22 protein-coding genes are annotated in these 26,677 nt (G+C 59.0%); 10 read left to right on the top strand and 12 right to left on the bottom strand.

Going from position 1 to position 26,677, the window contains the following annotated elements; genetic code table 11:
- Nucleotides 1-4 precede the first annotated feature (4 nt).
- Complete coding sequence (locus tag ACR0LD_RS17240) at nt 5-1,018, top strand: sulfotransferase (protein WP_170367227.1); 1,014 nt, start codon at nt 5-7, stop codon at nt 1,016-1,018.
- 228 nt (nt 1,019-1,246) lie between these two features.
- Here the strand turns inward: ACR0LD_RS17240 and ACR0LD_RS17235 are convergent, their stop codons facing one another.
- From ACR0LD_RS17235 to ACR0LD_RS17180, 12 genes are all read right to left on the bottom strand, one after another.
- Nucleotides 1,247-2,440 carry a glycosyltransferase family 4 protein gene (locus tag ACR0LD_RS17235; RefSeq protein WP_217353973.1) on the bottom strand — a complete coding sequence of 398 codons (1,194 nt, stop codon included), beginning with the start codon at nt 2,438-2,440 and terminating at the stop codon, nt 1,247-1,249.
- A gap of 51 nt (nt 2,441-2,491) precedes the next feature.
- On the bottom strand, nt 2,492-3,625 hold the full coding sequence (locus tag ACR0LD_RS17230) for a glycosyltransferase family 4 protein (protein WP_480638196.1): 1,134 nt from the start codon (nt 3,623-3,625) through the stop codon (nt 2,492-2,494).
- Nucleotides 3,622-4,623, bottom strand: a complete 1,002-nt coding sequence (locus tag ACR0LD_RS17225; RefSeq protein ID WP_480638194.1) for a glycosyltransferase family 2 protein — start codon at nt 4,621-4,623, stop codon at nt 3,622-3,624. The genes ACR0LD_RS17230 and ACR0LD_RS17225 overlap by 4 nt, the downstream gene beginning before the upstream one ends.
- The gene (locus ACR0LD_RS17220; RefSeq protein ID WP_480638193.1) at nt 4,620-5,573 is read right to left on the bottom strand and encodes an NAD-dependent epimerase/dehydratase family protein; all 954 of its coding nucleotides are present in this window, start codon (nt 5,571-5,573) and stop codon (nt 4,620-4,622) included. The genes ACR0LD_RS17225 and ACR0LD_RS17220 overlap by 4 nt, the downstream gene beginning before the upstream one ends.
- 215 nt (nt 5,574-5,788) lie before the next feature.
- Nucleotides 5,789-7,003, bottom strand: coding sequence for a DegT/DnrJ/EryC1/StrS family aminotransferase (locus ACR0LD_RS17215; RefSeq protein ID WP_480638191.1), 1,215 nt, complete (start codon nt 7,001-7,003; stop codon nt 5,789-5,791).
- 19 nt (nt 7,004-7,022) lie between these two features.
- Complete coding sequence (gene rfbG, locus ACR0LD_RS17210; RefSeq protein WP_480638189.1) at nt 7,023-8,150, bottom strand: CDP-glucose 4,6-dehydratase; 1,128 nt, start codon at nt 8,148-8,150, stop codon at nt 7,023-7,025.
- A 7-nt stretch (nt 8,151-8,157) separates the two neighbouring features.
- Entirely contained in the window at nt 8,158-8,967 is an 810-nt protein-coding gene (gene rfbF, locus ACR0LD_RS17205; RefSeq protein WP_170367222.1) for a glucose-1-phosphate cytidylyltransferase, read from the bottom strand.
- A gap of 107 nt (nt 8,968-9,074) precedes the next feature.
- The gene (locus ACR0LD_RS17200) at nt 9,075-10,697 is read right to left on the bottom strand and encodes a hypothetical protein (RefSeq protein WP_480638187.1); all 1,623 of its coding nucleotides are present in this window, start codon (nt 10,695-10,697) and stop codon (nt 9,075-9,077) included.
- Between the two features lie 163 nt (nt 10,698-10,860).
- The gene (locus ACR0LD_RS17195) at nt 10,861-12,984 is read right to left on the bottom strand and encodes a polysaccharide biosynthesis protein (protein ID WP_170359604.1); all 2,124 of its coding nucleotides are present in this window, start codon (nt 12,982-12,984) and stop codon (nt 10,861-10,863) included.
- A 202-nt stretch (nt 12,985-13,186) separates the two neighbouring features.
- Nucleotides 13,187-13,462, bottom strand: coding sequence for a hypothetical protein (locus ACR0LD_RS17190; RefSeq protein ID WP_170599854.1), 276 nt, complete (start codon nt 13,460-13,462; stop codon nt 13,187-13,189).
- Nucleotides 13,459-14,325 (bottom strand): sulfotransferase family protein, encoded by an 867-nt coding sequence (locus ACR0LD_RS17185; RefSeq protein ID WP_170359606.1) that lies wholly within the window; start codon nt 14,323-14,325, stop codon nt 13,459-13,461. The genes ACR0LD_RS17190 and ACR0LD_RS17185 overlap by 4 nt, the downstream gene beginning before the upstream one ends.
- A gap of 65 nt (nt 14,326-14,390) precedes the next feature.
- Complete coding sequence (locus tag ACR0LD_RS17180) at nt 14,391-15,611, bottom strand: polysaccharide biosynthesis/export family protein (protein WP_170371851.1); 1,221 nt, start codon at nt 15,609-15,611, stop codon at nt 14,391-14,393.
- A 668-nt stretch (nt 15,612-16,279) separates the two neighbouring features.
- On the opposite strand from ACR0LD_RS17180, the gene ACR0LD_RS17175 reads away from it, so the two are divergent.
- The 9 genes from ACR0LD_RS17175 (at nt 16,280) to ACR0LD_RS17135 (ending at nt 26,567) form a co-directional block, all read left to right on the top strand.
- Nucleotides 16,280-16,906 carry a sugar transferase gene (locus ACR0LD_RS17175; RefSeq protein ID WP_217353610.1) on the top strand — a complete coding sequence of 209 codons (627 nt, stop codon included), beginning with the start codon at nt 16,280-16,282 and terminating at the stop codon, nt 16,904-16,906.
- A complete protein-coding gene (locus ACR0LD_RS17170; RefSeq protein ID WP_170367217.1) occupies nt 16,903-17,817 on the top strand; it encodes a formyltransferase family protein in 915 nt (304 codons plus the stop codon). Before ACR0LD_RS17175 ends, ACR0LD_RS17170 begins: the two co-directional genes overlap by 4 nt.
- On the top strand, nt 17,814-18,509 hold the full coding sequence (locus ACR0LD_RS17165; RefSeq protein ID WP_480638185.1) for a PIG-L deacetylase family protein: 696 nt from the start codon (nt 17,814-17,816) through the stop codon (nt 18,507-18,509). The genes ACR0LD_RS17170 and ACR0LD_RS17165 overlap by 4 nt, the downstream gene beginning before the upstream one ends.
- Nucleotides 18,510-18,522: 13 nt before the next feature.
- Nucleotides 18,523-19,704: a DegT/DnrJ/EryC1/StrS family aminotransferase gene (locus ACR0LD_RS17160; protein WP_170371855.1), complete on the top strand. Its 1,182-nt coding sequence runs from the start codon at nt 18,523-18,525 to the stop codon at nt 19,702-19,704.
- A gap of 78 nt (nt 19,705-19,782) precedes the next feature.
- A complete protein-coding gene (locus ACR0LD_RS17155; RefSeq protein WP_480638183.1) occupies nt 19,783-20,901 on the top strand; it encodes a glycosyltransferase in 1,119 nt (372 codons plus the stop codon).
- A 12-nt stretch (nt 20,902-20,913) separates the two neighbouring features.
- Complete coding sequence (gene asnB, locus ACR0LD_RS17150) at nt 20,914-22,860, top strand: asparagine synthase (glutamine-hydrolyzing) (RefSeq protein WP_480638181.1); 1,947 nt, start codon at nt 20,914-20,916, stop codon at nt 22,858-22,860.
- A 129-nt stretch (nt 22,861-22,989) separates the two neighbouring features.
- Nucleotides 22,990-24,333: a hypothetical protein gene (locus ACR0LD_RS17145; RefSeq protein ID WP_475146303.1), complete on the top strand. Its 1,344-nt coding sequence runs from the start codon at nt 22,990-22,992 to the stop codon at nt 24,331-24,333.
- A 271-nt stretch (nt 24,334-24,604) separates the two neighbouring features.
- Entirely contained in the window at nt 24,605-26,020 is a 1,416-nt protein-coding gene (locus ACR0LD_RS17140) for an ArnT family glycosyltransferase (RefSeq protein ID WP_480638179.1), read from the top strand.
- A 106-nt stretch (nt 26,021-26,126) separates the two neighbouring features.
- A complete protein-coding gene (locus tag ACR0LD_RS17135; protein ID WP_170341738.1) occupies nt 26,127-26,567 on the top strand; it encodes a GtrA family protein in 441 nt (146 codons plus the stop codon).
- Nucleotides 26,568-26,677 lie beyond the last annotated feature (110 nt).

Genomic DNA, 26,677 nt, shown 5'->3' with positions numbered 1-26,677 from the left:
TCGGATGCCGACCGCGCCCGGAGCCAGACTGAAAATACCCGGTCCGAAGGTTGAATACCCCGTCATGACCCGTGCACCCGTTCTTGTCCATATCGGCTATCACAAAACCGCTACGTCGTCCCTGCAACAGCAGCTGTTCTCGGCGCCGGACGCACCGTTCGCGACTCCGCATGGCGATCGCAAATACATTCTTTCAAACCGGATCGTACTGCCGCAGCCGATGACCTATGATCCCGCAGAAACTCGCGAGATGTACGAGAGTTTCCTGAAAAAATCGCAGGATAGCGGGCAGGTTCCGGTGTTCTCTCACGAGAGATTCTCTGGTTACCCGGCCAGCGGCGGGTTCGACAGCACCATCATTGCCGACCGTCTGCAACGCACGTTTCCCGACGCCTACATCTTGGTCGTATTCCGCGAGCAGTTGTCGTCGATCCTGTCGATGTACAGCCAGTACATCACCGATGGCGGCCACGGATCGCTCAAGACATATCTGTCCGAACCTGAACCGAACTTGCGACGTGCGCCGATGTTCTCGGAGGAGTTCTACCGGTACCACCGCTTGTTCAAGTTCTACCAGGACAAGTTCGGCAAGGATCGTGTGCTTGGATTGGCCTACGAACAGTTCATTTCCGAGCCGGATTCTTTTGTGGAAACCCTGTGCAATTTCGTCGGCGTCGAGCACAAGAAGCGCGAATTTGAAGTCACTAACGAGAAGAGATCGGAGTGTTTTCAGATTCTGCAGCGATTTGTTAATTTCACACTCAGCGACAACCAACTGAGCAAGGGCGCATTGTTGCCATTTCCGAATGCTACGCGCAGATTCGGAAAATTGAGCCGACCGATCGGGCGCATCTTTCCCGACAAGCTGGATCAGATGCTCAAAAACCGGCTGGTCGGCAGAATTCAGTCCCGATTTGACGGTGCCTTTGCTGAGTCCAACGCTGAACTCCAATCCTTGACTGGCCTCGATTTAGGTCAGTTCGGGTATCAGCTGCCTTCGACCACAACCGCAGTCTGAACTGCGCTTTTCTGCCCCCAAAAAACAAAATGACCAGCACCCCATATGCTGGTCATTTGTCGAGTGAGTGGTCGGGCCAACGGCCCCACCGGTCGAATTTCGTTGTTAAAATAAGGTTAGCCAGTCTCAGGCGGCCTGGGAATTAGGGGTTTCCCGTAGTTTATGCAAATTCTTTCAAATATTCCCGTTTATCATTAAATAACAAATGCTTGGCGGAGCCACCACCCCTCAATTTGCCTCATCATCCCGGGTTTTGGTCGAAAATCCCATCTTGCCGAGAAGGATCGCATTGATCCGACGGACATCGAACGAATCCTCGGCACGTTTCCGCGATGCCTGACCCATTCGTTCCACCAGATCAGGACTCTCGACAAACGAGGCCATGGCGCGGCTCAGGGCCTCGGGGTTCCGGACCGGCACGACGTAACCAGTCTCGCCGCTGATGACCGGATCAGCGCAACCCGGCGCATCCGACGTGATGATAGCCCGCCCCGACGACATCGCCTCGAGGATCGTGCGCGGTATCCCCTCGCGGTAGGCCGACGGCAGCACGAAGACCGAACACGCTGCCAAATAGGGCCGGACGTCCGAAGTTTCTCCCAAGTATTCGATCACGCCTTCGCGCGTCCATTCGTCGATCTCGCGTTGGCCGATGGAATCCGGGTTGGCGTCCATCGGACCAAGCAATTGGCATCTTGCTTGGGGGTGCGTTTCTTTCAGTAAACGGGCAGCCTGAACGAAATCAAACACGCCCTTCTCGCGCAGCAGGCGCGAGATCATCAGAAATACAGGCGGCCCAGCTGGCGGATCGGTAAATCCGTAGCGATCCAGATTTACACCAGACCCGGGCACGATGCTGAGCTTGGCATCTGGTGCAACAAGGCGCCTTTCTCGGAACTCTTCGGCATCTGCGCGGTTGTAGACCAGCACCTCGTCCACACCTTTCAGCGCAATACGATACAGAACCGATGACACAGCGCGAACCGCACGCCTCCGAAAAGTCAGGCCATGGGTGCTGTAGACATAGCCCAACCCGGTGTTCATGGCATAGATCCGGTCCACTCCCGCCCATTTTGCAGCCAGGCAACCATAGATGATTGGCTTCATGGTGTAGGCAAAGACAATGTCGGGTTTGAATTCCTTGAAAACGCGCACAAGAGCACGCAGCGTGCGCATGTCCTCAACCGGGTTCATCCCGGCACGTGACAGCGGAAACTGCACGAACTCCACACCGATTTCTGCGAGCGCAGTTTCCGTCGCTTCATGGCGCTCGGGACCGCAGGCGACGACCTCAGCCCGCTCCGACAACTCCTTCAGCAGGTCATAGCGAAAATTCAGCAAAGACGCAGTCAGATTGGCGACAACCACGATCCGTGGTCGCGCCCGCGTGGGGAGGGAGACCTGCGGTTTCAACTTTTGCAACAATGCCAACTCCTGATGGCAGAGCAGGCGCTGCGGCCCGCCTGGTTTGGTTCAACTCTCCCGGCGGCAGCTGCTATGGCCATGTTCGACCCCCGCTCCAACCCTGCGATGAACGGCATCGGCAATGATCCGGTCCCATTTCTCAAGAATACTGCCGGGAGCCAGCCAGTCCCTGTTGTGTTGGTATCCTTGACGCATCTTGTCCAGCAATTCCGGATCGTCGCTCAGCTGCAGCACTGCGCGGGCCAGTTCCTCCGTGTCTTCAGGCGCAACAAGCAATCCATTCTCACCGTGTCGGATCAATTCTCGTGGTCCGTAGGGGCAATCAAAAGACACAACCGGCAAGCCTGCGACGGTCGCCTCTGCCACCACATTGGGAAACCCCTCGAAGCGGGAGGAAAACACCAGTATGTCTGCGCCATCCATCCACGCTCCGGGTGTGTCGCTTGCGCCCGGCAGGGAGATGACGTCCTGCAGACCCAACCGGTCCCTCTGCGCCTCGAGCGCGGCACGTTCCGGGCCTTCCCCGAAAATCGTCAGGCGCGCGTCCGGGTTGTTCTGGATGATTTCCGACATTGCGTCGATCAACAGATCGAACCCCTTTTGCGGATCCAATCGCCCCACCGCGACCAGCCGATTGCCACCCGAGCCAAGGAGCGTGGCTGCACCATCGATTGGCGCACAGGGATTTGGAATGACCCGCGCCTTGCTCCGCAATGATGGCGGCAGGTCCTGGCGCACCCGCTCAGTCTGCATGACCACGGTGCTGGCTCGATGTCCAAGGATGTTTTGAGCGTGGCGCCAGACAGGGTTGGCGTTTTGCACGATCGGGTTGTTCCGCTCTGAAACGATCACCGGAACATCCCGCCCCAGGGCTGCAGCGAGCGTCAGGACGTTGATTTTAGTCAGAAAGGATACCACCACGTCGGGGTTCTCGTCCCGGATGAAGCGACGAATCCGGCGCAGGCGGGCCAGCTGTTTCAGCCCCCTGAACCCGTCGTTTCCGCCTTCGGCTACCAGCAGGCTGACGCCGTCAGGGAAAGAAAAATACGACCCGTCCTCGGGCATGGTCATGCCCGCAACCGAGACCTGATCGCCAAGGCCGATCCGATGGGCTGCAAGAACCGAGACGATCTTTTCGGCACCGCCAGCTCCGAACCCACCCTGAACGATCAGTATCTTCACTGCGCCCGCTCCACCATTTGCGTGCTGTCGGCACGGTTCTGTTTCCCCGACGTGTTCAGTTGTTCCACCGGGCCATTCAACTCGGTTTCGACCACGGGCTGGTTAAGGTTTTTGGCCTGCAGAAAAATCCGGCCGACATATTCCCCAAGGATGCCAAGGAACATCGCATTCAGGGTCATCGACAAGAGCAGCAGGATTGTCGTGGTTGCAAAACCTGCGGGCCAATCCTGGCCAAAGAACAGCTTGCCGACAAGGTAGCCGATCATCAACAGGAACATCGACAGCCCTACTGTAAGGCTGATCAGCGAAGCCAGGCGCAGCGGGAGCAGGGAATGGTTGATCAACCCGTCCACAGCCAGCGCCAACATCGCCCGGACCGGAAACTTGGATTCACCCGCTGTCCGGGCCGCGCGATCATATTCGAATCCGACCTGCGAAAACCCCATGCCGCTGATCAGTCCACGAACATAGGGCGAGCGGTCATCAACCCGGCGCAATTCGTCCAATATCCGCCTGTCAGTCAGACGAAACTCACCCGCGTTTCGCGGCAGATTATCGTTGCTGATCATGTCGATCAGTGCATAGAACCCCCGCCGTGCAGCGGCAACGACAGGGCCATCGGGCAGGCTGCGGCGAATACCATAGACGACATGATTCCCCTGCCGCCACAGATCCAACATCTGAGGGATCAACTCGGGCGGGTCCTGCATATCGCAATCGAGCTGCACCGCGCAGGCCCCGGTCGCCGACCTGTATGCTGTCAGAACCGAAGCCTGGTACCCCATGTTCCGCGCAAAGCGGATCACACGGACCCGAGGATCCTCCCCCGCGATTTCGGACAGGATTTCAAACGTCCGATCCTCGGAATGGTTGTCGGTGAAGATGATTTCAGGCTCGTACCCATCCAGTTTGTCGAACACCGCCAGCACGCGCTCATAGGCCATACGGACGTTGTCTTCCTCGTTGTAGGCGGGGATCAGAATGGAAATGACCGTCATGCGTTTTGTCCTGCCATGTTCTTCCGCGCATCCAAAGAGATGGCCCAATCGACTGTATCCCGCAGGCCGTCCTCCAACCCGATCCGCGCGGTCCAGGGATAAAGGGAATGGATAAGTCCGGGATCGTTGACCAGGTGCATCGGCTCACTTGGCGGGTCGGCATAGTCGAGCTGACCGGGTCCGGAACCGGTCAGCTCAGCCAGGATCGCGGCCGCGTCACGGACTCGAGTAGCCACTCCGGTACTGACATTCACCAGCGGAACGTCAACCCGCGGTGCATCGGCCAACATCAGAAGGGCACGCACGGCATCGCCGACATGCAGAAAATCCCGGATATCATCGGGGCGTCCGATGCGCGCGGCATCCCCGTTCAGCAACGTGCGGATCAGATACGGGACCAACTGGGGCCCGGTCTGACCCGGACCATAAGTCAGCGAAAGCCGTGCCGTCATAGCCGTGAATGGCAGGCGCGGCCGAAGCATGGTCAAGTACTTGGTCCCTGCCAGCATAGATGCCCCATAGCTGTCGCGCGGCATTTCGCATTGGGTTTCAGTGTAGGGAGAAGGAACCTCACCGTATTCGGCAATGGTTCCAAGACGGATGAATACATCCGGCGGTGCGTCGCAGGTCGCAGCGGCGCCCAAAACAGCCATCAATGGCACAAGATTGTCGCTCACGCTGGCTTCGGCATCTTTGAGGCCGGGCCGCGCTACAGCCCGGGTGTTTGCCGCCGCATGAAACACAACCTCTGGCCGGGACGTGTCAAACACGCGGCGCAAAGCATCCTTGTCGCTCAGGTCGACACGCTGCAATTCCACATCGGGCATTCCATCAGAGAGGAATCCGGGTCGGACCACGGCCACGACCTGATCCCCCCTGTCCATACAGGCTCGGAGCAGATGCTGTCCGATGAACCCTCCGGCACCGGTGATCAGAACGCGCCTCGTCATGACAAACCGCCGCCGGCCATGTTCTGGGCCGGATTGGTGAAAACCGCGCTTTGCGGGTCACCCGTATCATGATCAGTTGTCATCAGTTTCAATCCTGCGCCCTGGCCGGTCCCTTCGATACTATGGAATTTGGGACCATTGGGATAGTTGCGCCAACACCGATCACTCCGCACCCACCAACCGCAGACGGAAAGCGGCCACTGGAAGGCCTCAGATCAAGACGCCTTGCGCGGCATCCCGGTTATATACGGCTTGAGGAATTCCTGCGTCTTTTCATGCATATAGTCGATATGAGCCTGAGTCAGCCCGTGATGGCATGCCAACAGAATGCCGCCGCGCATCACGGCATCGGACACGGGATAACCTGCGGTATCCGCACGATACTCAACATCTTTCATGGCCGGCTGGCGCAAAATGTTGCCGGTAAAGACCGGCCGGGTCTGGATGTCCGCCTTCTCCAGGAAAATCTGCATCTCGCGACGGGTAAATGGAGCGCCTTCTCGCAGAGTCAGCGGGAACGCCAGCCATCCGGTGCGTGCGCCCGGCAGCTGTTCGGGCAGAATGAACCATTCCTCATATTGCGCAAAGAACGCGCGATGCGCAGCAAAGGCTTCCTCGCGGACCCGAATATTGTTCTCAAGCTTGCCCAGTTGCACCAAGCCGAAAGCAGCGCTGATCTCGGACGGTTCAAGATTGTAGCCGAGCGCCTCAAACAGGAACTTGGCATCATATTCGATCCCATCCAGCTGAACGTTGAAGCGGTTCTCGATGGCCTCGGATTCGACGAACAGCGACGAGCTGCGGCCCCACGACCGCATCAGCAATGCCTTGCGTGCCAACTCGTCATCGTTGACGCACAGCATTCCACCATTTCCTGCGCCGTTGATGACATGGCTGCCGTAGAAGCTGGTGGTCGAAACATCCGACCAGACGCCCGTGCTGGTACCGTCGATCGTGGCACCCAATGTATCGGCGCTGTCTTCGATGACCTTCAGGCCATGTGCGTCGGCCAGTTCCCGGATCCGACGCCAGTCCGGGAGGTTGCCGATTAACGAGGGGATCATCATCGCCGAGGTTTTGGGCGATATCATCCGCTCGATCTGTTCGACATCTATGTTGTAGGCTCCCTCGGCCGCATCAACGAATGCGGGCACAAGCCCTTGCCGAACCAGCGGAGCGACCGTGGTGGCAAACGTCAGAGCCGGGGTGATCACCTCGGATCCTTTGGGAAGATCCAGGATTTCGACGGCCAGATAGTTCGCCGAGGACCCGGAATTGACCATGATCCCATGTGCCTTCGAAAACAGTGCAGCGACTTTCTGCTGCATCTCCCGGACTTTGGGTCCCATTTGGGTGGATGTTTTCAGAACCTCGACGACAGCGTCGATCTCTTCCTGGCCGTGGACTGTCTGTCCGTAATTCACTCTCATCAAATAATCTCCTGAAAATCTACTGCGCGGCCAGCCCGGTTTGGTCGCAACCCGTGACGGACATGAGGTCTTGGTATGCGGCGATCTGCGATTGGGTGACCTTACCCATGTCGTCGCCCGCCGCGTGTGCCTTGTACCAGTCGGTTGTCAGTTCAACGGCTTGAGACAGTTCAAGCCGAGGCCGCCAGCCCAAACAGGTCTGCGCCTTGGTGCTGTCCAACCGAAGTATGCCAGCTTCGTGGGGCGCCGTTGCGGACTCATCCGGGAACCGGAACCCGGGCGCGCCTGCCCCCCAGGCGCGCCACATCATATCCGCCAGATCCCGGACGTTGACGGTGCCCGAAACGTTTGGCCCGAAATTCCATGCCCCGGCAAAACGCTGTCCGTCGCTCAGAGTCTTCTGGGCCAGCAGCAAATACCCTGCGACCGGCTCCAGCACATGCTGCCATGGCCGAACGCTGTCCGGGTTTCTGATGGTCACCGGCTGGCCATCATGCCAGGCTCGAATGATGTCCGGTATCAACCGGTCTTCGCCCCAGTCTCCTCCGCCAAAGACATTGCCCGCCCGAACCGTCGAAAGCTGAGGGCCATTCGCGTCAGAAAAGAAAGAATGCGCATAGGACTGGGCCACAAGCTCGGTTGCCGCCTTGGAGGCACTGTACGGATCCTTGCCGCCCAAAGGGTCGTTTTCGCGATAACCCCACAGCCATTCCCGATTGTCATAACACTTGTCGCTGGTGATCACGACAACGGCCTTCAGCGATGGCATTCGACGCACGGCCTCCAGAACGTTGACCGTACCTTGGACATTGGTCGCAAATGTCTCGGCCGGTTCGCGGTAGGATCTGCGCACCAGAGGTTGCGCAGCCATGTGAAACACCACTTCGGGATCCAGACCCTCGGTCGCCCGTGCCAAGGCCGCCGGATCGCGGATATCGGCAAAGCGGCTGTCCATGGTCCGATCAAGTCCGCACGCCTGATAGAAGGAAGGCCCGGGCTCGGGCGGCAAGGCAATGCCTGTGACCTGCGCACCCAGCCGGTTCAGCCAGGTCGAAATCCACCCGCCCTTGAACCCGCTATGCCCTGTCACAAGCACCCGGCGGCCGGTGAATTGACCGCCGAAGATCTGATCGGACTGACCAGTCATTGGTTCCTCAGATCGCTATGGCGGGGTAATCAGAGGAGGGCTTGGCATCAAATTGCAGCCAAGGCGGGGTATCATCCTCGCAAAGTGCCCCCAACGCGTTGCGGTCACGGATCGTATCCATCGGATGCCAGAAACCCTCGTGGCGATAGGCCATCAGTTCACCGTCGCGGGCCATCTGAGACAGCGGTGACTGTTCCAGCGGCTCCATATCGTCGACCATGTAATCCATGACCCCCGGCTCGAACACGAAATACCCGCCGTTGATCCAGGTTTCGCGGCGGCGCACCTTTTCGGTGAACGCGTCCACGCGGTCGCCCTTCAACTCGATGTTGCCGAAACGCGCGGGCGGCTGAACCGCCGTGACAGTCGCCAGCTTGCCGTGCGACTTGTGAAAATCGATCAGCGCGTTGATGTCGATGTTCCCCAGGCCATCGGAATAGGTGCACATGAAGGTTTCGCCCGGATCCAGCCATTCCTTCAGACGCCGGATGCGCCCGCTTGTCATGGTATGAGCCCCGGTATCGACCACCGATACGTTCCAACCGCCGGGCGCCGAAGGCACCAGCTTGAGCTCGCCCGTATCCAGAGCGACCGAGATATTGTTGGCGATGAGGTGGTAATTCGCGAAGAACTGCTTGAGCAAAAGCGCCTTGTATCCGGCGGCTACGACGAAATCGCGGTGCCCGAAATGGCTGTAGATATCCATGACGCGCGCGATGATCGGCCGGCCGCCGATTTCGACCATCGGCTTGGGGATCGAGACTGTTTCCTCGGCCAGCCGAGACCCCAGACCGCCAGCAAGCAGTATCGTTTTCATTCGTGCCACTCCCTCAAAATACTTGTTACTAAAATCTGCATGTCTGCGTGGGCCTCACACCGGCCGCTTGACGAACCGACCACCAGAGACCGCGGATCGAATTGGGCTCATTCCGTTGCTCCCGATGGCTTCAAGTATACCACACCTTGCCCGTAGCGGTTGCCCAATCCCGAAATTTCCACGGGCTGGTAGCCGTTTGTTTCCGCATAGCGCAACAATGGCTGCTCAAGAGCCGGATCATATCCCAGCAGGAAAGCGGAGGGAGGATTGGAATCAAACACTGCCTGCAACCCGGCCGCATCTGCCATCACGTATTTCGCGGCCAAGTCAGGTTCCGTGTAAGGCGCGATCCGATAGGCAAAGGGGCCAGTAGACAGTTCGGGATAGACCGGCAGTTGCGCTTCAAGCGGATAGATCGGCATGATCGTCGCTACGGGTCCGTCCGGATGGGCACTCTCGGCAAGTGCGGTCTTCAAAGCCTCGGCACCCTGCGCCACTCGGGTGGTCGTGAAGCCGCTGGGATCGCTCACTGCTGCCAGACCAGGAACGAGGCGCGGCGCGCCAAGCACTGCCAGCAGAACGAAACCGGCCGCAAGGACCGGGGTGACCTGCGAGCGCTGCTCTGACCCGACCTTTCGGAAGACCAATGCGCCCAGCAGAGGGATCATGACCAAGGGCTGAATGTAGTACTGCGGAAACCCGGGCGAAGGTACAAAGCTGAACGAGGCTGTCACGGCGATCAGAACCAAAACCAACAGAACCGCGCCGAGCTCGGAGAGCAGCATGCCGCCCGATCTGGCCAAAACTGTCAGATAGGCAACAACGAAGAGGCAAACCAGTGCCGCTCCACCCAACCAGACCGAATAGGCCAACTGAACTTTGCCCCCAAGGCCCAGAGCCAGATCGGGTTCAGAGGCGGCGTTGGCCTGCCAGTAGGCCACGTGCGGACCCGTATGGAACTTGAGGACATGCGCGATGAAAACCGCGGGATCAACGGCCATGTACCAGAACAGCGGCAAGGCCCCCAGCAGCCCACCCGCCAGCATCGGCAGGGTCACCCGTCGAACACGTTCTGCAAACGCCATATGCCCCGGCATCAGAAAAGTGGCAATCGCGACGGGCGGAATGAAAACCACCGCGCTGACTTTCATCCCCGCGGCGATCGACAGGCAGACTCCAATCAGTACAAAAACAACTGGCCGCGGATGGTCGCGCTGGGTTTCCAGCAGAAAACCCCCGACACCCCATACGACGAAGGGCAATGGTAGCAGGTTGTTGCTGGCGGCCATTCCGGCCTGGGCCAGAAGTGTTCCGTCAACCATCAAGACCATGATGAAGAATGCCGCAAGCAGAGCCGATCCGGACAGGCGCCAGGTCACCCAACCGGTACCGCCGATCAACGCAATCCAGCCAAGAAACACACCAAGGCGCGCTGAGCCCAGCAGACCCTCCTGACCCGTGATCAAATAGAGACCGCGGAAATACCACGCCGAATCCGGAACGTGATTGTAGAAGAAGTCCTGGTACAGGCGCCATTGGCCCAACAATTCTGCCGGTGCCACGAACATCAGTTCGTCCCGACGCAAACCAAACGACATGATCCGGCCGAACAGAGCCGCCAACATCACGGCCAGCAGCCCCCCAAACAAGAGCCACAGGGCCGCGCGACGACGACCAGACCCGGCCTGAGAAACGGCCCGGTCACGCATATGTTCGGCCTCAGCCGTCATATCCCTCTCGCTTTGCCAGTTCGGACGGGCCCGCCAAAATCTGCAGGTTGCCGTAAACCGCCAAGGTCGCAAATAAACATCAACGATATGCTCCGAAGAGCCCTTCTGAAATCGTAACCCGCGGCTGAAAATGCCGCTCACTTAAATGTACTTTTGACAAATTTTAGCGACCGGCGTTGATCGTCTCCAGATTTTTCTGCGGTGCGAAGTTTGCAATCCGCTTGGGCGTCGGCACAGGTTTGATCTGCGGCTTGCCGGTGCGCGCGGCCAGCTCTTTGCCATCGATCGGGCGCAGACCGTTTGCACCATAACCCGGCACCAGATCCTTGAGCAGCTTTTTGACCCCAAGATCATTGCCGTCCTGAGCAGCCTGTTCCAGCTTGAGGATCAGCGCCCGCAAACGCGCGGCAGAGACGCCTTCGGGAATTGCCGAGGAAACGCCAGGAATACCGCTTTCGCGACGCTCTTCGGTCACGTCGAACAGCTCTTCGTACAGCTTTTCACCCTGACGGATACCGATGAATTTGATGTCGATGTCCTGATAGGGCTCGAGGCCGGCCAGACGGATCATACGCTCGGCCAGGTCCACGATCTTGACCGGCCGACCCATATCCAGAACGAAAATCTCGCCGTGGCTGTCTTCAAGGTTCAGACCCCGCGCGGCGGCAACCAGCGTCAGCTGCACGGCTTCACGGATGGTCATGAAGTACCGCTCCATTTTCGGATCAGTCACCGTCAGCGGGCCACCTTCCGAGATCTGGCGCTGGAACAGCGGGATCAGCGAACCGGACGACCCCAGCACGTTACCGAACCGAACCGAAAAGAACCGGGTTTTCTCGTCGGTCTCGTTGGTCACGCGGTCCTGCGCCTGAACGTAGAACTCGGCCACGCGCTTGGTGGCGCCCATGACGCTGGTGCTGTTCACGGCCTTGTCCGTCGAGACCTGCACCATGGCGATTGCACCCACATTGCGGGCCGCGTCCGCAACATTCCGGGTTCCGATCACGTTGGTCAGAACGCCTTCGCAAGGGTTCAGCTCAACCATCGGCACATGCTTCAGCGCAGCAGCATTGAAGACCAACTCGGGGCGGTGACGTTCAAAGATCGCGTTCACGCGGGACGCATTGCGAATGTCGGCCACGTAGATCCGGCGTGCGACATCCGGGAAGTTTTGACCCAGATCCATGTCGATGGAATAGGCGTTGTATTCCGTGTTCTCGATCATCACCAGCTCGGCCGGCTCAAACGAGGCGATCTGGCGTGTCAGCTCGCTACCGATCGACCCTCCGGCGCCGGTGATCAGGACGCGGCGGCCCTTGAACATCTCGCGCAGCATCGACCGTTCGACCGCTTTCTGCGGACGGTCCAGGATGTCTTCGGGATTTACGGTCCGGATGCCGTTGCTCTCGGTGCCAAGTTCTTCAAGTCCCGCCAGACGCGACACCGGAATGCTGTTGGCTTCAGCCCAACGGGTCAGCTTGCGAATGCCATCACTTTCAAAATGGGTAACAGGCTCGGTCAACAGAACGCGCTGCGGCAGTTGGTCATAATACTTCAGACGTTCGATAACGGCGTCTGCATCCAACAGCGACCCGATGATCTTCACATCGTGGAAATACAGGCCTTGCGTGTTCCGCGCATCATCGATGATGCCGACGGGTTCATACTTGGACTCCTGATTGCGCAGAGACCGCACGAACAGGTCGCAGCTGGCGCCGGTACCGACCAGAATAACCGGGATTTTCCCGTTGGACGCATCCGGGCAACGGCGCGCCGGATCGCTCGTCAACTCGGTGCTGCGCGCCAGAACGCGTAGGGTACCAAAGGCGGGCACCAGCAGCAGGAACTGAATGACATAGACCGCCAGCGGCACTTGCGCGGTAACCGGCAGGGCAGCGCCCAGCAATGCCAGCAATACAACAGACAGACCCGCAGCCCGGACGATCAACGTGACATCGCGCAGCGAAGTCGACCGCGTGTGGCGTTTGTAGATGCCGGAAAGCGGCAAAACCGCCAGTGCCACCAGGCAAGTCATCACCACCAACGGCAACAGAACGGACCCGAACTGTTCAGGAACAATGCCACCATTGGCCAGAACGACGGCCACGGCCACGGCTCCGGCGGATGCGAATACATCCCCGATCAGCAGACGCCGGTTGGCGCTCATTTCGGTCAGCTTCTGTCGCAGCTTCGACTGGATGTCTGCAAAGGCGCGATCTTGTTCGATCGTGCTGTCTGCATCCGGTCCACTTTTGAGCTTAACCAACTCTTGCTCGTACATACTCATAAGAACCCCCGGCAAAAATTGCCACTTACCACTCGACTGAAATGAGACGGGCCAAACACACCCGCTCCACCACTAAAAAGCCTCAATTCCCGATCGACACCACACGGTGCCGGCCGGAAAACACATTGCTTCGCTAAAAGTCCCCCACGTAATTCCGGGCGCCTATAAACCTCCGCCCTGAACCAAACCCCCTTTTAACTCGTCAACTCGTTACACTACGCGTGGTCTGGCCCATCACACGGTCCCGACCACGAACCCACATCTTCAAGGCTACCACACCAACATGGGTATCAAAATCCCCTTTCCACCACTTGGACACCATAATATCACAGAAATGCCATTTTTTGCAGCAGGTGACCGCCGTCGCAGTTTCATTTGTTGTATCCTCACGGCCCGATATTCCCGGTTCATCGTGCACGCACAAAGCCCTAAGGCGCTTTTGTTTCCTGAATGGAAACCAAATTCTGGCTTCGATCATGACATGGCCTGCGATTCGCTTCTGTGAATTGCATCCGAAACCGTCCAATTCAGGCAGAGTCCCGGATTGCGGCGGGCAAGCCATTCCACGTCGGTCGCATAGAACTCGGTCATCTTCGCCTCCAGCTCGGGCGACAGGGCCGGGTAGGTCACCTTTCGAGCGACAGCGTTTCGGATGGACCGCACCGGCCAGGTGTGACGTACAGGGTCCAGAACAGCTCGAACCGGCTTTAGCACACGACGCAGCGACAGTGGCACCATGGGTGTATTCTTATCTTTGACTTTCTGCTGCACAGGCGGCTCCAGCTGTCCGTCATATCCAATATGGCCGGCCACCTTCTTCAGGTTCCCATGAGGGTTCACGCGGACATCCTCATAGGCCAACAGCAGGATCTGGTCCTCTGGGAACAAGTCGTAGAACCGCTTCAGATGGTGGCCATATCGCCCATCGGACAGAAAACGCTGGTCGGCCGCGACCGCCGGATCCAGATAATCTTCGATCCTTCCCGAGACCTCGCCGCGGCGGAACAACATGCAATAGTCGGAATAGGCGCGCTGAACCGGGTCCCGCATCTGCAGGATCAACCGAGTTTCAGGGAAATGCTCCCGAATGCGTTGCGCAGCCGGGGGTTCAGTCAGGTACGAATTCGATTTTTCACCAATCAGATCTGCGCCATCGCAGTCTCCGAACTGGTCACGATACCAGTCCAGTCCGTTTGCATAATACCGAGAAAAGAAATGCAACTCGGGACCCGGCATATGGATGGCCGGCGTCTGCATCAGCGACTTTTGCAACCAGGTGGTTGCACATTTCGCGGCACCGAAAATCAGAAAGTCGACCGGACGACCGTCAGGGAGAGACATAGGAATACTCGTGACCTTGCGAACAGACTAAAAAAACAAACCCGGCAAACCCCGCGCCGGAACACTCAATTCGACGTGACAATGGTTCTTCGTACGACTTCTATGGTATCCCCGGGCTGAACCGCCTCGGTCCCGTCCATCTTGCGTGGCGCCGTGCCACCCGCCCGTGTGACGATGTAGTCAATTACAACTTCACTGGCGATATCATCGTCGCTGAGCAAACCAGCGGCAGCCAGTTCTCCGTGCAGGCTTGCCGCGGTATCAAGACGCGTCCGAAGCGAGGCCAACTCGCGTTCGACCGCATTCAACTGGACCAGAGCATCCGAGCGCGCCTTGTCATCCAGTTCCAACTCGTCGCGCTCGGCACGGTTCAGCTCCTGACGAGCCAGCATCAGCGCAACCTCCTGATCCAGACGCTTGGATTCCAGATCGTTCAGAAGATTGGTCATGGTCGTCACCCGGTTCGATACGGTCAGACCTTTCTCCTTGAGCTGGTTCAGGTTTTCCAACTCCCGGCTGACATTCTCGATCTGGGTTTTGCGAAGCTCCAACTGGATGGTCAGGCTCGAGATCTGCTCTTTGAGCATCTCCTGCAGATCCCGAATTCGTTCACCCAAACCCTCGCGGGCGTTCATTGTCGCCTCGAGGATTTCACCCTCGAGCCCTCCGGGAGCGTCAGGCGCCGCGTCGGTGCCGGTCTCAATCCCTTCTTCCTGGAGGCTCGCAAGGTCAGCTTTCAGCCTCTGCCTCTCGTCTTCCAACTCATCGATCTGAGTGGAGAGCAGCCGCATTTCGCCGCCCATCCGCATGATCTGAAAATCATTGTTTGCCCCAAACTGGATCGGAGGACGGATCGGACCACCTGCAAGGGCCAGAACCTGCTGGGCAGTCATCCCGGGATGGTAGGCATAAGCGCCCGGCGAATTGACGTCTCCAAGAACAAAGACCGGAAGATGGCTGATCACTTCAAGCGCGACCTTGGGCGGCTCGGCCATGCCGGTCTGGCTGCTGAGCTCAAGCTCCAACATCTGCGACAGTTCCAGCGTGGTCAGCCCGGCCGCCTCAACCTGTCCCACCAGTGGAAACATCAGCGTTCCATCACCGGCCAGAGCGAACTCGCCGGACACGCCATCCCAAATCATGTAACTTGCGGACAATGGGTCCCAACGCATGGCACGAACCGACAGGCGATCCTGCGGCAGCAGGCGATAGCTTTCGGCCAGGGCCGGCAGAGCGGCCAGCGCAAACAACAGCGTCGCCAGAATTACTCGAAAGAAGCTGCGCAAAACCTTGCCTCCCAACTCTTAAACACCAACAAGCCGGGCGTGGGTGCCGGGCACGATACTCAAATCTCGAAAACACAAACCGCACCCACAGCGCAAGTCGGTCGTCAAAAGCAATTTCGGTCATCGGCGGGACAGAAACGATCCCACTCGGCAAATCATAGGCGCTTGGCCTCAGGCTGACAAGCAAAGCCAATGGCGCGTCGCCTTTGGCGCTGGCTTTCCTGTCGACACTGACCTGTCAGCGCCTTGGCCACCGCGTCGGCCGCGTTCGCAACCCCCTGTGAATGCAGCCCGAAGGCTGGGTGTTTTGCGCGAAACACCCGATCAGAACACCCCGCCTAGTTTCGCGGCAATCACACCGCGGCTCTGGCTCCTGCTTTTCCTGACTGGCAACAGTTCAAGGCATTGGCTCGAATCGTTGACGCAACACGGAGGGCAAATCAGCGTCTTCTTCTGGTCAACCCTGCATTCTCAGCCCCTGCATCCCGCGGCGGCATCGACGGCTTGCAAACAGAATCCGTTTCGACCAATCTTGCTGCATCGCCGCTTGTCGACCCGGGTTGTCGGTATTTCAGTCGCGGTTGCTCGGGTGGCGTGTCGCGTCCCTTTGTATTGGTTGATTTTTTGTGTGTCGCGGGACCCCGCGTGTTGCGAGTTGGATTTGATTTGTGAACCGGTTGCTTGAAATCCTGATCTGCCTGCTGCTGGGCCTGCTCGCGCTTCCCTTCTTTGTCATTGCGTGTGTCGTGGTGCTTTTGTCCATCGGCCGTCCATTGATGTTTTCGCAGATCCGAGCCGGACGACAGGGTCGCAATTTCCGACTCTACAAACTGCGCAGCATGAAAGAGACGCGCGCGGTGGATGGATCTTTGCACCCCGATGCGGATCGCCAGACGCGCGCCACGGCAATGATCCGACGCCTGCGCCTCGACGAGATCCCGCAACTCCTTCTGATCCTGCAAAACAAAATGGCCCTGGTTGGGCCTCGCCCCTTGCTGCCTGAAACGATCGAAGACTTCGGACCCGCCGGACAATACCGATGTTCCGTTCGGCCGGGGTTGACCGGGTGGGCGCAGGTCAGCGGCAACACCAACCTCAGCAACAGTGAAAAACTGAGCCTTGATCTATGGTATGTGGCGCATCGGTCACTGGCGCTGGACCTGCAGATTCTGGGCGAAACAGTCGGTGCGGCCCTGCACAACGAACCCCGCCGCGACGACCGGATCGAGGCGGCCCGGAAATGGATGGACTCGAATGGCCCGCTGGCCCAGGACATGCAGGAGATGAACGCGTGAATATCGTACTTGTCGGCGCCGTCGAGACTACGCTTGCAGCCCTGATGTCGATGTGCGGTGCCGGGCATGTGCCGGCCCTTCTGGTAACCTTGTCGCCGCGCCTGTCTGCACGGCATTCGGATTTCGTCGACCTGTCACCGGCGGCCGAAAAGTATGGTGTCCCGGTTCTGCATATCGAGAAAACCAACGACCCCGCGACTCTCGAACAGATTGCCAAGGTCAAACCCGACCTGATCCTTGTGCTCGGTTGGTCACAGATCTGCGGCCCCGAGTTCCGGGCGTTGGCGCGGATTGGCTGCATCGGATTTCACCCATCGGCCCTGCCGCGCTTGCGGGGGCGCGGTGTCATCCCCTGGACGATCCTGGTGCAGGAACGAAACGTCGGGTCCTCGCTTTTCTGGTTGGGCGAAGGTGCCGATGACGGCCCTATTGCCGCTCAGGCCATCTATGCGGTCGATCCCGAAACCGTCACTGCACGCGAGTTGTACAATCGGGCTTTGCGTGCCGTCTCAGGACTGCTGCCGCCTCTGTTGAACCAGATCTCCAATGGCGACATCCCGGCCGAACCACAACGCACCGACGGAATCAGCCTGTGCGCCCGCCGCCGCCCCGAGGACGGCCTGATTGACTGGACCAATCCTGCCGCGGACATTCACCGCCTGATCCGAGCTTCGGGTCCGCCCTACCCCGGCGCCTACACCTATGGCCCCGATGGCGTGAAACTGGTTCTGACAGGGGTCAGATATACCGAGCCGGAGGGCTACTTCATCGGCCTGCCCGGCCAGATCCAGGCCATCGGCAACGGCGGCTTTACGGTGGCCTGCGGCGACGGGCGCTGTCTGGACATAACTGAATGGTCAGGGGCCGATACCCCCCCTGCCCTTCACGCGAAACTGAGGACACATCCATGATCGCTTCCGACCTGACCACTGGCCACGCCGGCCCCGCGCTGATCGTCGCTCCGCATCCCGATGATGAGGTTCTGGGCGCCGGCGGCACGATGGCCCGCATGGCCGATGCTGGGCGCGAAGTGCATGTGGTTGTCGTCACTCGTGGCAAGCCCCCGAAGTTTACCGATGAACAGGTCGCAACCACACGGCGCGAGGCACGCAATGCGCATGATCTGCTGGGCGTCACCGAAACACATTGGATGGACTTCAATGCGGCGGAGTTGTCAGAACATGCCCATTCGGACCTGAACGGCGCGCTGGGAAAGCTGGTCCGCGACATCGCCCCCAGCCTGATCCTGGCTCCGCATCCAGGCGACATCCATATGGATCACCAGCTGAGTTTTCTGTCCACGCTGGTGGCAAGCCGCCCGCATCAAGATGACTATCCGGCCAATATTCTGGCCTACGAAACCCTTTCCGAAACAAATTGGAACGCCCCCTATCTGACCCCGGCCTTCGTGCCAAACGTGTTTGTCGACATCTCGGACACGATCGAGCGGAAGCTGGAGGCGTTCGGCAAGTTCGAAAGCCAGGTCAAACAGGCGCCGCACGAACGATCGGTCGACAGCTTGCGCGCACTGGCCACCCTGCGCGGCGCGACGGTGCACCGGTCGGCGGCTGAAGGCTTTGTTCTGGTCCGATCGGTGATTTGACAGGAGGTGCGAAATGCAGATGTGGCCCATCTATGATCAGGAACAGATCGACGCCGTAGCGCAAGTTCTGGCCTCTGGCAAAGTCAACGCCTGGACCGGCCCAGATGTTCGCGCATTCGAGGCCGAATACTGCGCATATACCGGAGCCAAACACGCGATCGCCATGGCCAACGGGACAGTAACGCTGGACGCCGCGATGCTCGGGCTAGGCCTGCAACCAGGTGATGAGGTCATTGTAACGCCGCGCAGCTTCATCGCCTCGGCCAGCTCGGTGATGCTGGCGGGCGGAGTTCCGGTCTTTGTCGATGTCGATCCCGACACCCAGAATATCACGCCCGAAACCATCGCCCCGGCGATCACGCCGCGCACACGGGGGATCATACCGGTGCATCTGGGCGGTTGGCCCTGTGACATGGACGGCATCATGGATCTGGCCCGCGCTCACGACCTTTGGGTCATCGAAGACTGCGCCCAGGCCCACGGTGCGATGATTGGCGACCGCCATGTGGGAACCATCGGGACCTTGGGCTCGTTTTCCTTCTGCCAGGACAAGATCATGACCACAGGCGGCGAAGGCGGTCTGCTGCTGACCGACAATTCTGATCTCTGGAGCCGCATCTGGAGCTACAAGGATCACGGCAAAGGTTATGACACCGTGTTCAACACGGAACACCCACCCGGCTTTCGCTGGCTGCACGACTCGGGACCCGGCACCAATCTGCGGATGAACGGCCCTTCGGCGGCACTTGGTCGAATACAGCTGAAACGCCTGGACGCATGGCGCGCGCACCGGACGGCAAATGCGGATATCCTGCACAAGGCCCTTGCGACCTGCCCGGCCTTTCGCGTGCCAATGCCACCCGACGGCGTTACCCACGCATTTTACCGCTTCTACGCATTTGTGCGGCCGGAAACACTTGCGCCCGGCTGGAGCCGGGACCGCATCATCGCCGAGATCGCCGAGGCCGGCTTTCCCGCCTTTTCCGGCAGCTGCTCTGAGATTTACCTCGAGAAAACCTTCACCAGCCGAGGCCTGGGACCCAAGGAGCCATTGCCCGTGGCGCGCGAGCTAGGCGATACCAGCCTTGCCTTCTTGGTCGACCCGGCCTGGTCCGCCGAGAACGTCGCTCGTCTGGCGCAGGTCATCGTTGATGCGGGCCAAAAGGCGACGGCCCGCCACATGGCGCAGGGCTGAGCGCGAACCGGTGATGTGTGGCCGATCAACATACAGCTTGAGTCGAACACCCACCGGTGAGCTGCGGAGGGTGACCCGATGATCTTGCATGTCACCACTGATTTCTCAGGCCAAGGTGGCGCACAAGCCATGTTGGCCCGACTTTTGGCCCATTCCGGCGAACGGGCCTGCGTCGTCGCCCTGACCGAGGTTTCGGACCGCTGCCGCACAATGGCGGCGAATGACAAGGTCGAATACGTTTCGCTGCGTGCCAGATCGCCGTTGGCCCTGTTTCGCGCGGTTTGGCAGATCCGACGTTTGATCCGGACCCATCAGCCGGATGTGGTTCTGTGCTGGATGTACCATGCGATGGTCCTGGGCCTGATTGCCGGCAAACTTGCCGGGCGGCGCGTTCCCGTCGTTTGGACCGTGCGGCAAGCGCTGGACGACCCGGCTGCCTTCACCCGCAGCACTCGCGCTGCGGTGGCTCTGTCGAAGGTGCTTTCCCGGTTCTGTCAGGGGATCCTCTACAACTCGACCCGCGCTCAAACTCAGCACGAGAAATACGGCTTTGCCGGGGACCATTCCACGGTGATTCCAAACGGGTTTATCCTTCCGCCCGATCCAACGGCGCGGCCGGGACCTGCCCGCGTGCTTGGAGTGGCGGCAAGGTTTCACCCGCAGAAAGACTTCGAAACTTTCTTCCGCGCCTTCTCGATTGCGCGCCAGTCCGTCCCGGACCTGCATGCCCGTCTGGCCGGAGACGGCGTAACGCTGGAGAACCCTGAGATCCGCGCGATGCTGGCCGACAACGATCTGCCCGAAGTCAGCGTGACGTTGTGCGGCGACCTGCACGATATGTCCGAGTTCTACGCGAGCATTGACCTGCTGGTTTTGGCCTCGCGCACCGAAGGCTTTCCGAATGTGATCGCCGAAGCCATGAGCCACGGCCGCCCGGTCGTGACGACTCATGTCGGCGACAGCGCCAGAGTGGTGGACTCGTGCGGCTATGTCGTGCCGCCACGTGATCCGCAGGCATTGGCAGAGGCACTGGTCCAAGCTGCCAACTGGCCGCCCGAAACCTACAAGGCCCATAGCAATGCTGCCCGCGACCGCATCGCCACACACTACTCCCTCGACGCGATTGCCCGCGCCTATGATCAGGCCCTGAACCAAGCTGCCAACCCGGCGCCACCCACAGCGCCTCAAGTCGAATAAAGGACCTGACCCATGTGCGGTATCGCCGGATTTCTGACTTTTCAGCCCATGGGCGCCGACTCGGGCCGCACCACGCTGCAGGCCATGTGCGACGCTATTCAGCACCGGGGTCCCGATGCCGACGGATTGTTTGTCGATCCAGACGCCGGTGTAGCTCTGGGCCATCGCCGCCTTTCGATCGTCGACCTGTCGGAGACCGGGGCGCAGCCAATGACCTCGCCCAGCGGCCGGTTCACCATCGTCTACAATGGGGAAATCTACGGCTTTCTGGCCCTGCGGCAAACGTTGCTGGACAAGGGCGTCACGTTTCGCGGCACATCAGATACCGAGGTGCTACTGGCGGCTATGGACCTCTGGGGCATCCGCAAGACATTGGAACAGGCGCACGGCATGTTCGCCTTCGCGGTCTTGGATCGCAAGCTGAACCGGGTGGTTTTTGCACGCGACCGGTTGGGCAAAAAACCCCTGTATCTAGGCCTCAAGTCCGGCCAGCTTTTGTTTGGTTCCGAACTCAAGGCGCTGCGCGCGAACCCCGCATTTGGCTCGCCAGAAGCCGACCGCCGTGCTCAGGCGCAGTACGCCCGCTACGGATATGTGCCGGCACCACTCTCGATCTATCGCGAAGTTATGAAGTTGCCCGCCGGATCAATGGTCGAAGTCCGCTTGGACCAACCGCCCGGGACGGCTCAGGACCTGGTAGATGCCATCCGGACGTTCTGGGACCTTCGCGACTGCGCGAAACAGGGACTTGCCGCACCAATCCAAGACGAAGACCGGGCGCTGGCTCGTATTGAAGAGGAATTGCAACGCGCCGTGCAGGAGCGCATGGTCGCGGACGTCTCGGTGGGGTCCTTCCTGTCCGGCGGGATAGACTCGACCCTGATCACTGCCATGATGCAGGAACAAACCAACGGCAAGGTCACCAGCTTTACAGTCCGTTTCCAGGAAGAAGGGCTGAACGAAGCAGACCATGCCGCCGCAATCGCTGCACATCTGGGCACGGACCATCACGAGGTCACTGCGACACCCTCCATGGCGTTCGAATTGCTCGATGACCTACCACACGTCTATGACGAACCTTTTGCCGACCCGTCCGGTGTTCCAACCCTGCTGGTGTCCAAACTGGCCCGCGATCAGCTGACCGTCGTCCTGTCGGGTGATGGCGGCGACGAATCCTTTGGCGGGTACGAACGCTACGCCCGAATGATGGCGATGGAACGCCTGGGCCGAAAACTTCCAAGGCCGGCTGCGTCAGTCTTGGCAGCATCCCCTGATGCCCTGCTTGCAGCCGTTGCGCCGATCCTGCGTAAATTCGTTTCAGACACCATGCGCGACCAGATCACAGCCGACAGGATCTCCAAAGTCGCCTCGGTCATCGCGCAGCCTGATTTCAGAAGCCGATACAATACCCTGTTCAGTCTTTGGGACCCGTCCGCAGCGCTGAAGGACGTGAATGACGGCGGGGTTTATCAAACACTCGGATTGCCCAACGGCCTTGATGAAATCGACACGATGCTGCTGCTGGATTCCTGCCTGTATTTGCCCGAAGGCATTCTTGTGAAAGTCGACCGAGCATCGATGGCCGTCGGTCTTGAGGCGCGTGCGCCCTTGTTGGATGACCGCGTCGTCGCCGCCGCTTGGCAGGCGCCCCGATCCCTGCGTTTCGACGGCAAACAGGGCAAGGTGGCCCTAAGGCGCCTCGTGGACAAGCGCGTACCAAAGGCCTTGTATGATCGCCCAAAACAAGGGTTCGGAATTCCCGTCAACGACTGGCTGCGTGGCCCGCTGAAGCCTGTGGCAAACGAGGTTTTTTCAACAGGACAAGGGGTCGAGGACGTATTCGACACAGCCACCTTGGCGCGACGATGGCGCGAGCATCTCAGCGGGCGTCGCAATTGGGGGCCCCATCTGTGGACGGTTCTGATGTATCATTTCTGGCAGAAAAAATGGCTGGTCTGATCCTCGAAGCGCGGACTTCTGTTCACCAAATTCGCACAAAAGGACGCAATTCAGCCGATTGTCATGCGAAACAGAGGTGCACGCCCCTATTGTTTGTCACGCGCTGCACCGACGTGCCTAAGTCTGTTCATGACTGAACTGATTGCATCCTGCTCGGGCCTTTGGCGCGATATCCGGTCCGAATTTCGGTCTCCACACCCCCCTGCAATGAGACGGCAGGCGGGCCTCGCGCTACTGCTTCTGTTTGGCGTGGTCTTTGCTTTTTTCTATTTCCGGCTGGAATTCGCGCGGCAGTTTCTGGACATGCCCGCACCGCCGGGCAAACCGTTCTACAACGACGACTGCATCCTTGCCTCGGACCCTGGCCGTTACTCGCATGGCTTGTTTCAGGGGCACTACCTGGCTTTCCACCTTGCGCGCCACCCGCTGGTCGTGATGCTGAACGCCGCCATCGCCGAGCCGTTGACCTGGCTGGGCATCCGGCAGCCTATCGCGATTTCGATCAGTCTCGCATTCTGGGCCGCCATTTCGTCTGTCACGATTGCACTATTCCTACTGCGCCAACACCTGTCGCTCTCCGTTACCATTCTGGCGACGCTTGCTGTTCTCCTGACCTTCGGAACCGTCACCACGCTCAGCGTTGTCGAGACCTACAGCGTCTCACTCTGGGCGATCGCCATGTCATTGTTGATCATGGCCGAGATGGCCAGACACTGCGCCAAGTACCCGGCCCTTACCAGCGTGATCGCTGGCCTGGCTTGCGGTGTGCTGGCCGGATGGTCCCATTTGCCGGCGGCTGCATTCTCACTGGTTTATGCTGGATTTGCATGGGCGTCTCTCAACGGAGGTGTCGGGCGGAAACTAACTTTCGGACTGGTGGTTCCGTCGGTGATTGCCGTAATCTTCATGATGGCTCCGGTCGTTTTTCTTGGCATCGTTCTGGACGGTGATCCTTTCATGGAACCGACCGAGATGGTTGGCCGGTACGCGGACGCTGCGAACTTCACCAACCCGGAAATCATCAAAGACTATGCCGCCGGCTTCTTCCTGTTTTCCTGGGTCGCGCCGGCCGAAACCGTTCAGTGCCGCTTTTTGCTGGATCGGCTATGGGAGATTCTCCGCGATCCAAGCCGCTTGGCCCTGACAATTCTGGCGACAATCCTGGTCGGATGGGCAATTGTTTCCGGCACCAGAACACCTGGCCGCGCCCCGCTTGTGCTGGCCGTGTGGACGTTGGTGGGCACGTTCTTTGTGTTCTACCTGTTTTTCAACCCACTCGAAGTGTTGCTTTACAGCTCTCACTGGACCACGGCCATTATCTTGGGTTCGGTCGTTCTGCTGAGGGAAAAGCCGGGTCTTGTCTTGCTGTTGAGTGGAATTGTGGCGCTCAGCCTGTATGTAAATGTACCGCCTCTTGCGGATCCGGCTTCATTCGATCCGGCGCAATGCTGTCCGCACGGAGGTCGAAACTAGGCCGGTCCGAGCGGCGGCTGTGCGGAAACTTGACAACAAAAGTGACCCTACCTAGCGTTCTGGGTCATCGTCTCCGCCGGTGAAAAATTATGGATACGCCGAATTCGCAAACTGCTAATTGCGCCATTCGGCAATGTTTCACGCTGTTGGTTGTAAAAGTGTTTTTTGGGTTGAATTCATGCGGCAGTCCACCGAACTGAAGGTCTTTTTCTTTTTCCTCGGTGCTTTTGCAACCGGGCTATTTGCCGCCGGCACATGGCACGGAATCGGAATGCGTCCGGATTCTATGGCCTATCTGGGGCTGTCCCCCGATCGGTTTCAACAGGCGCCAACCTATACCGCGCTGATTGATCTGCTGGCCGGAATGGGTGTCCAGCCCGTGCTTGCGGCCACCGTACTGAATATCCTCAGCCTGATCCTAAACATCGCTTTGATGTTCTTGATCCTGAACGACTGCAAGGTTCGGCCACGGATGATCTTTCTGGCAGCACTTATCATGGTCCTGAGTCCCCAGTTCATGTACGCGCATGTCACGATCCTGTCGGAACCGCTCACGACAAACTGCTTGCTGGGCACCTATTTCTTCATGTCCCGTTACCTGCGCGGCGACAACGTGTCCGCCTTTGTGTTGGCAAGCTGTCTGGCCGCCCTGTGCGTGCTGACCCGGTTCGCATTGGTCCCACTGATCGCGGCCTGCTCGCTGACAATCCTTGTTTATGGGCACGGTGATCTGCGCCGTCGACTGGTTTCGGCGATTGTGTTTGGCCTGATCGCATCCGCAATCATCATCGGGTGGTACTTGTACAATCAAACCTCCGGTGGGACCGGCATCGGGCGTCAAGCAGCGTTCCTTGGGGATCCCGACACCGAGACCTTCCGCGCGGCACTGACCACGCTATCAGCCTACGTGCTGCCAAGCTCTCTGCCGCCGATTATCACGTTGACCGCTTTGGTTGTGGTTTTGGGATTCGTCATTGCTCTGATCGGCACAGCTTTGAAGGTTCAGACCAACCCTGATGACCTTCCCGGTCTGCCAGTTGCGCGTACGATCTCATTCTTTTTGCTGGTCTACGTTCCTTTCCTTGTTCTGGCCCTGTTTATCGAGGCCAATCTGACCATCCATGCCAGGTACCTGTTGCCGGTGTTCATTTCGACTCTGGTTCTGGGGTTTGCTCTCGTTGGCGGTCAGCCCGGAACGGATATGATGTACCGGCTGCGTCCCGCAGCTCTCATACTTGCGCTGGCGTTGACCGGAACCTATGCCGTACGTACGGCAGCGATGACCCGCACCCACATGACGGAGGGGAATTTCTATGCCTCACCGGTCTGGAAGAACTCTCCGACTTTGGCGCATCTGGACAATCTGCGGGACGGTGTCGTGGTTTACTCAAACGGCTATGATGTCATTCGGCTGGTCAAGGGTGTGGATGCGCTCAAGTCCCCTGAGTTGTTCGAGCGCAGAACCGGCAGGCCGGACCCTGGTACGTCGCCAGAAAAAGAAATTCAGGAGGTCCGCAAACGCGTGGCCGACCAAAACGCGGTTGTCGCCATCCTGAACGAGATCGACTGGCGGTTCTATCTGGTCGATGAGGAACAGCTGATCCGCGAAGCTGATCTGACCCTACTCTATGAGGAGGCCGACGGGCGGATCTATGGATCTCCCGCCAGTTTCAAACCGACCGAATGAAGGATCGTATGTCATGAAGCTTGTTCCAACACTCGGGGCCGAACAATGATAGGATCGATGATATTCAATCGGGTGGCTCTGCATTCACGCCCTGAAGGATTGATTGATGAAGTTTGAAGACCTCAAACACGTCTCGGTTCTGGTCGGTCGCTATTTCGTGACCGGGTGCACGGCCGTCGTCATCCATTTCTCGGCGATGGCGTTCTCGGTCGAGGTCTTGGGCATCTACGAAACGATCGCTTCGGCAATCGGGTTCCTGATGGGGGCCACATTCAATTACTGCATCCAAAGACTATGGGTGTTTCGGTCCAGCGTTCCACATCGCAGTGCCCTGCAGAGGTTCATTTTGGTCACGGCGACGACGTCGGCGATAAACGTGGCGCTGTTCTCTCTTCTCTTTGCGTTGTTGCCTTTCCACTACTTGATCATTCAGGCGTTCGTGACCGGGTGCATATTCCTTCTGAATTTTACCCTGAACTGGAAAATCACCTTTCGCGAGCCTGCTGCTGAACCACCGGAAGCCCGGGCGCAGGACGCCCGAAGGTAGGTATGCCGGACCAAACCCACTGTGTCGTATTCGGAAACAACGCCGACAACCAAGCGATTTGTTCACGATTTCAAGACCTCGAAAAGGCAGCTCTTCGCCCGACGCCAGAA

The sequence above is a fragment of the Ruegeria sp. BF8 genome (assembly GCF_056538625.1).
This window is presented reverse-complemented; position numbering and strand designations above follow the sequence as displayed.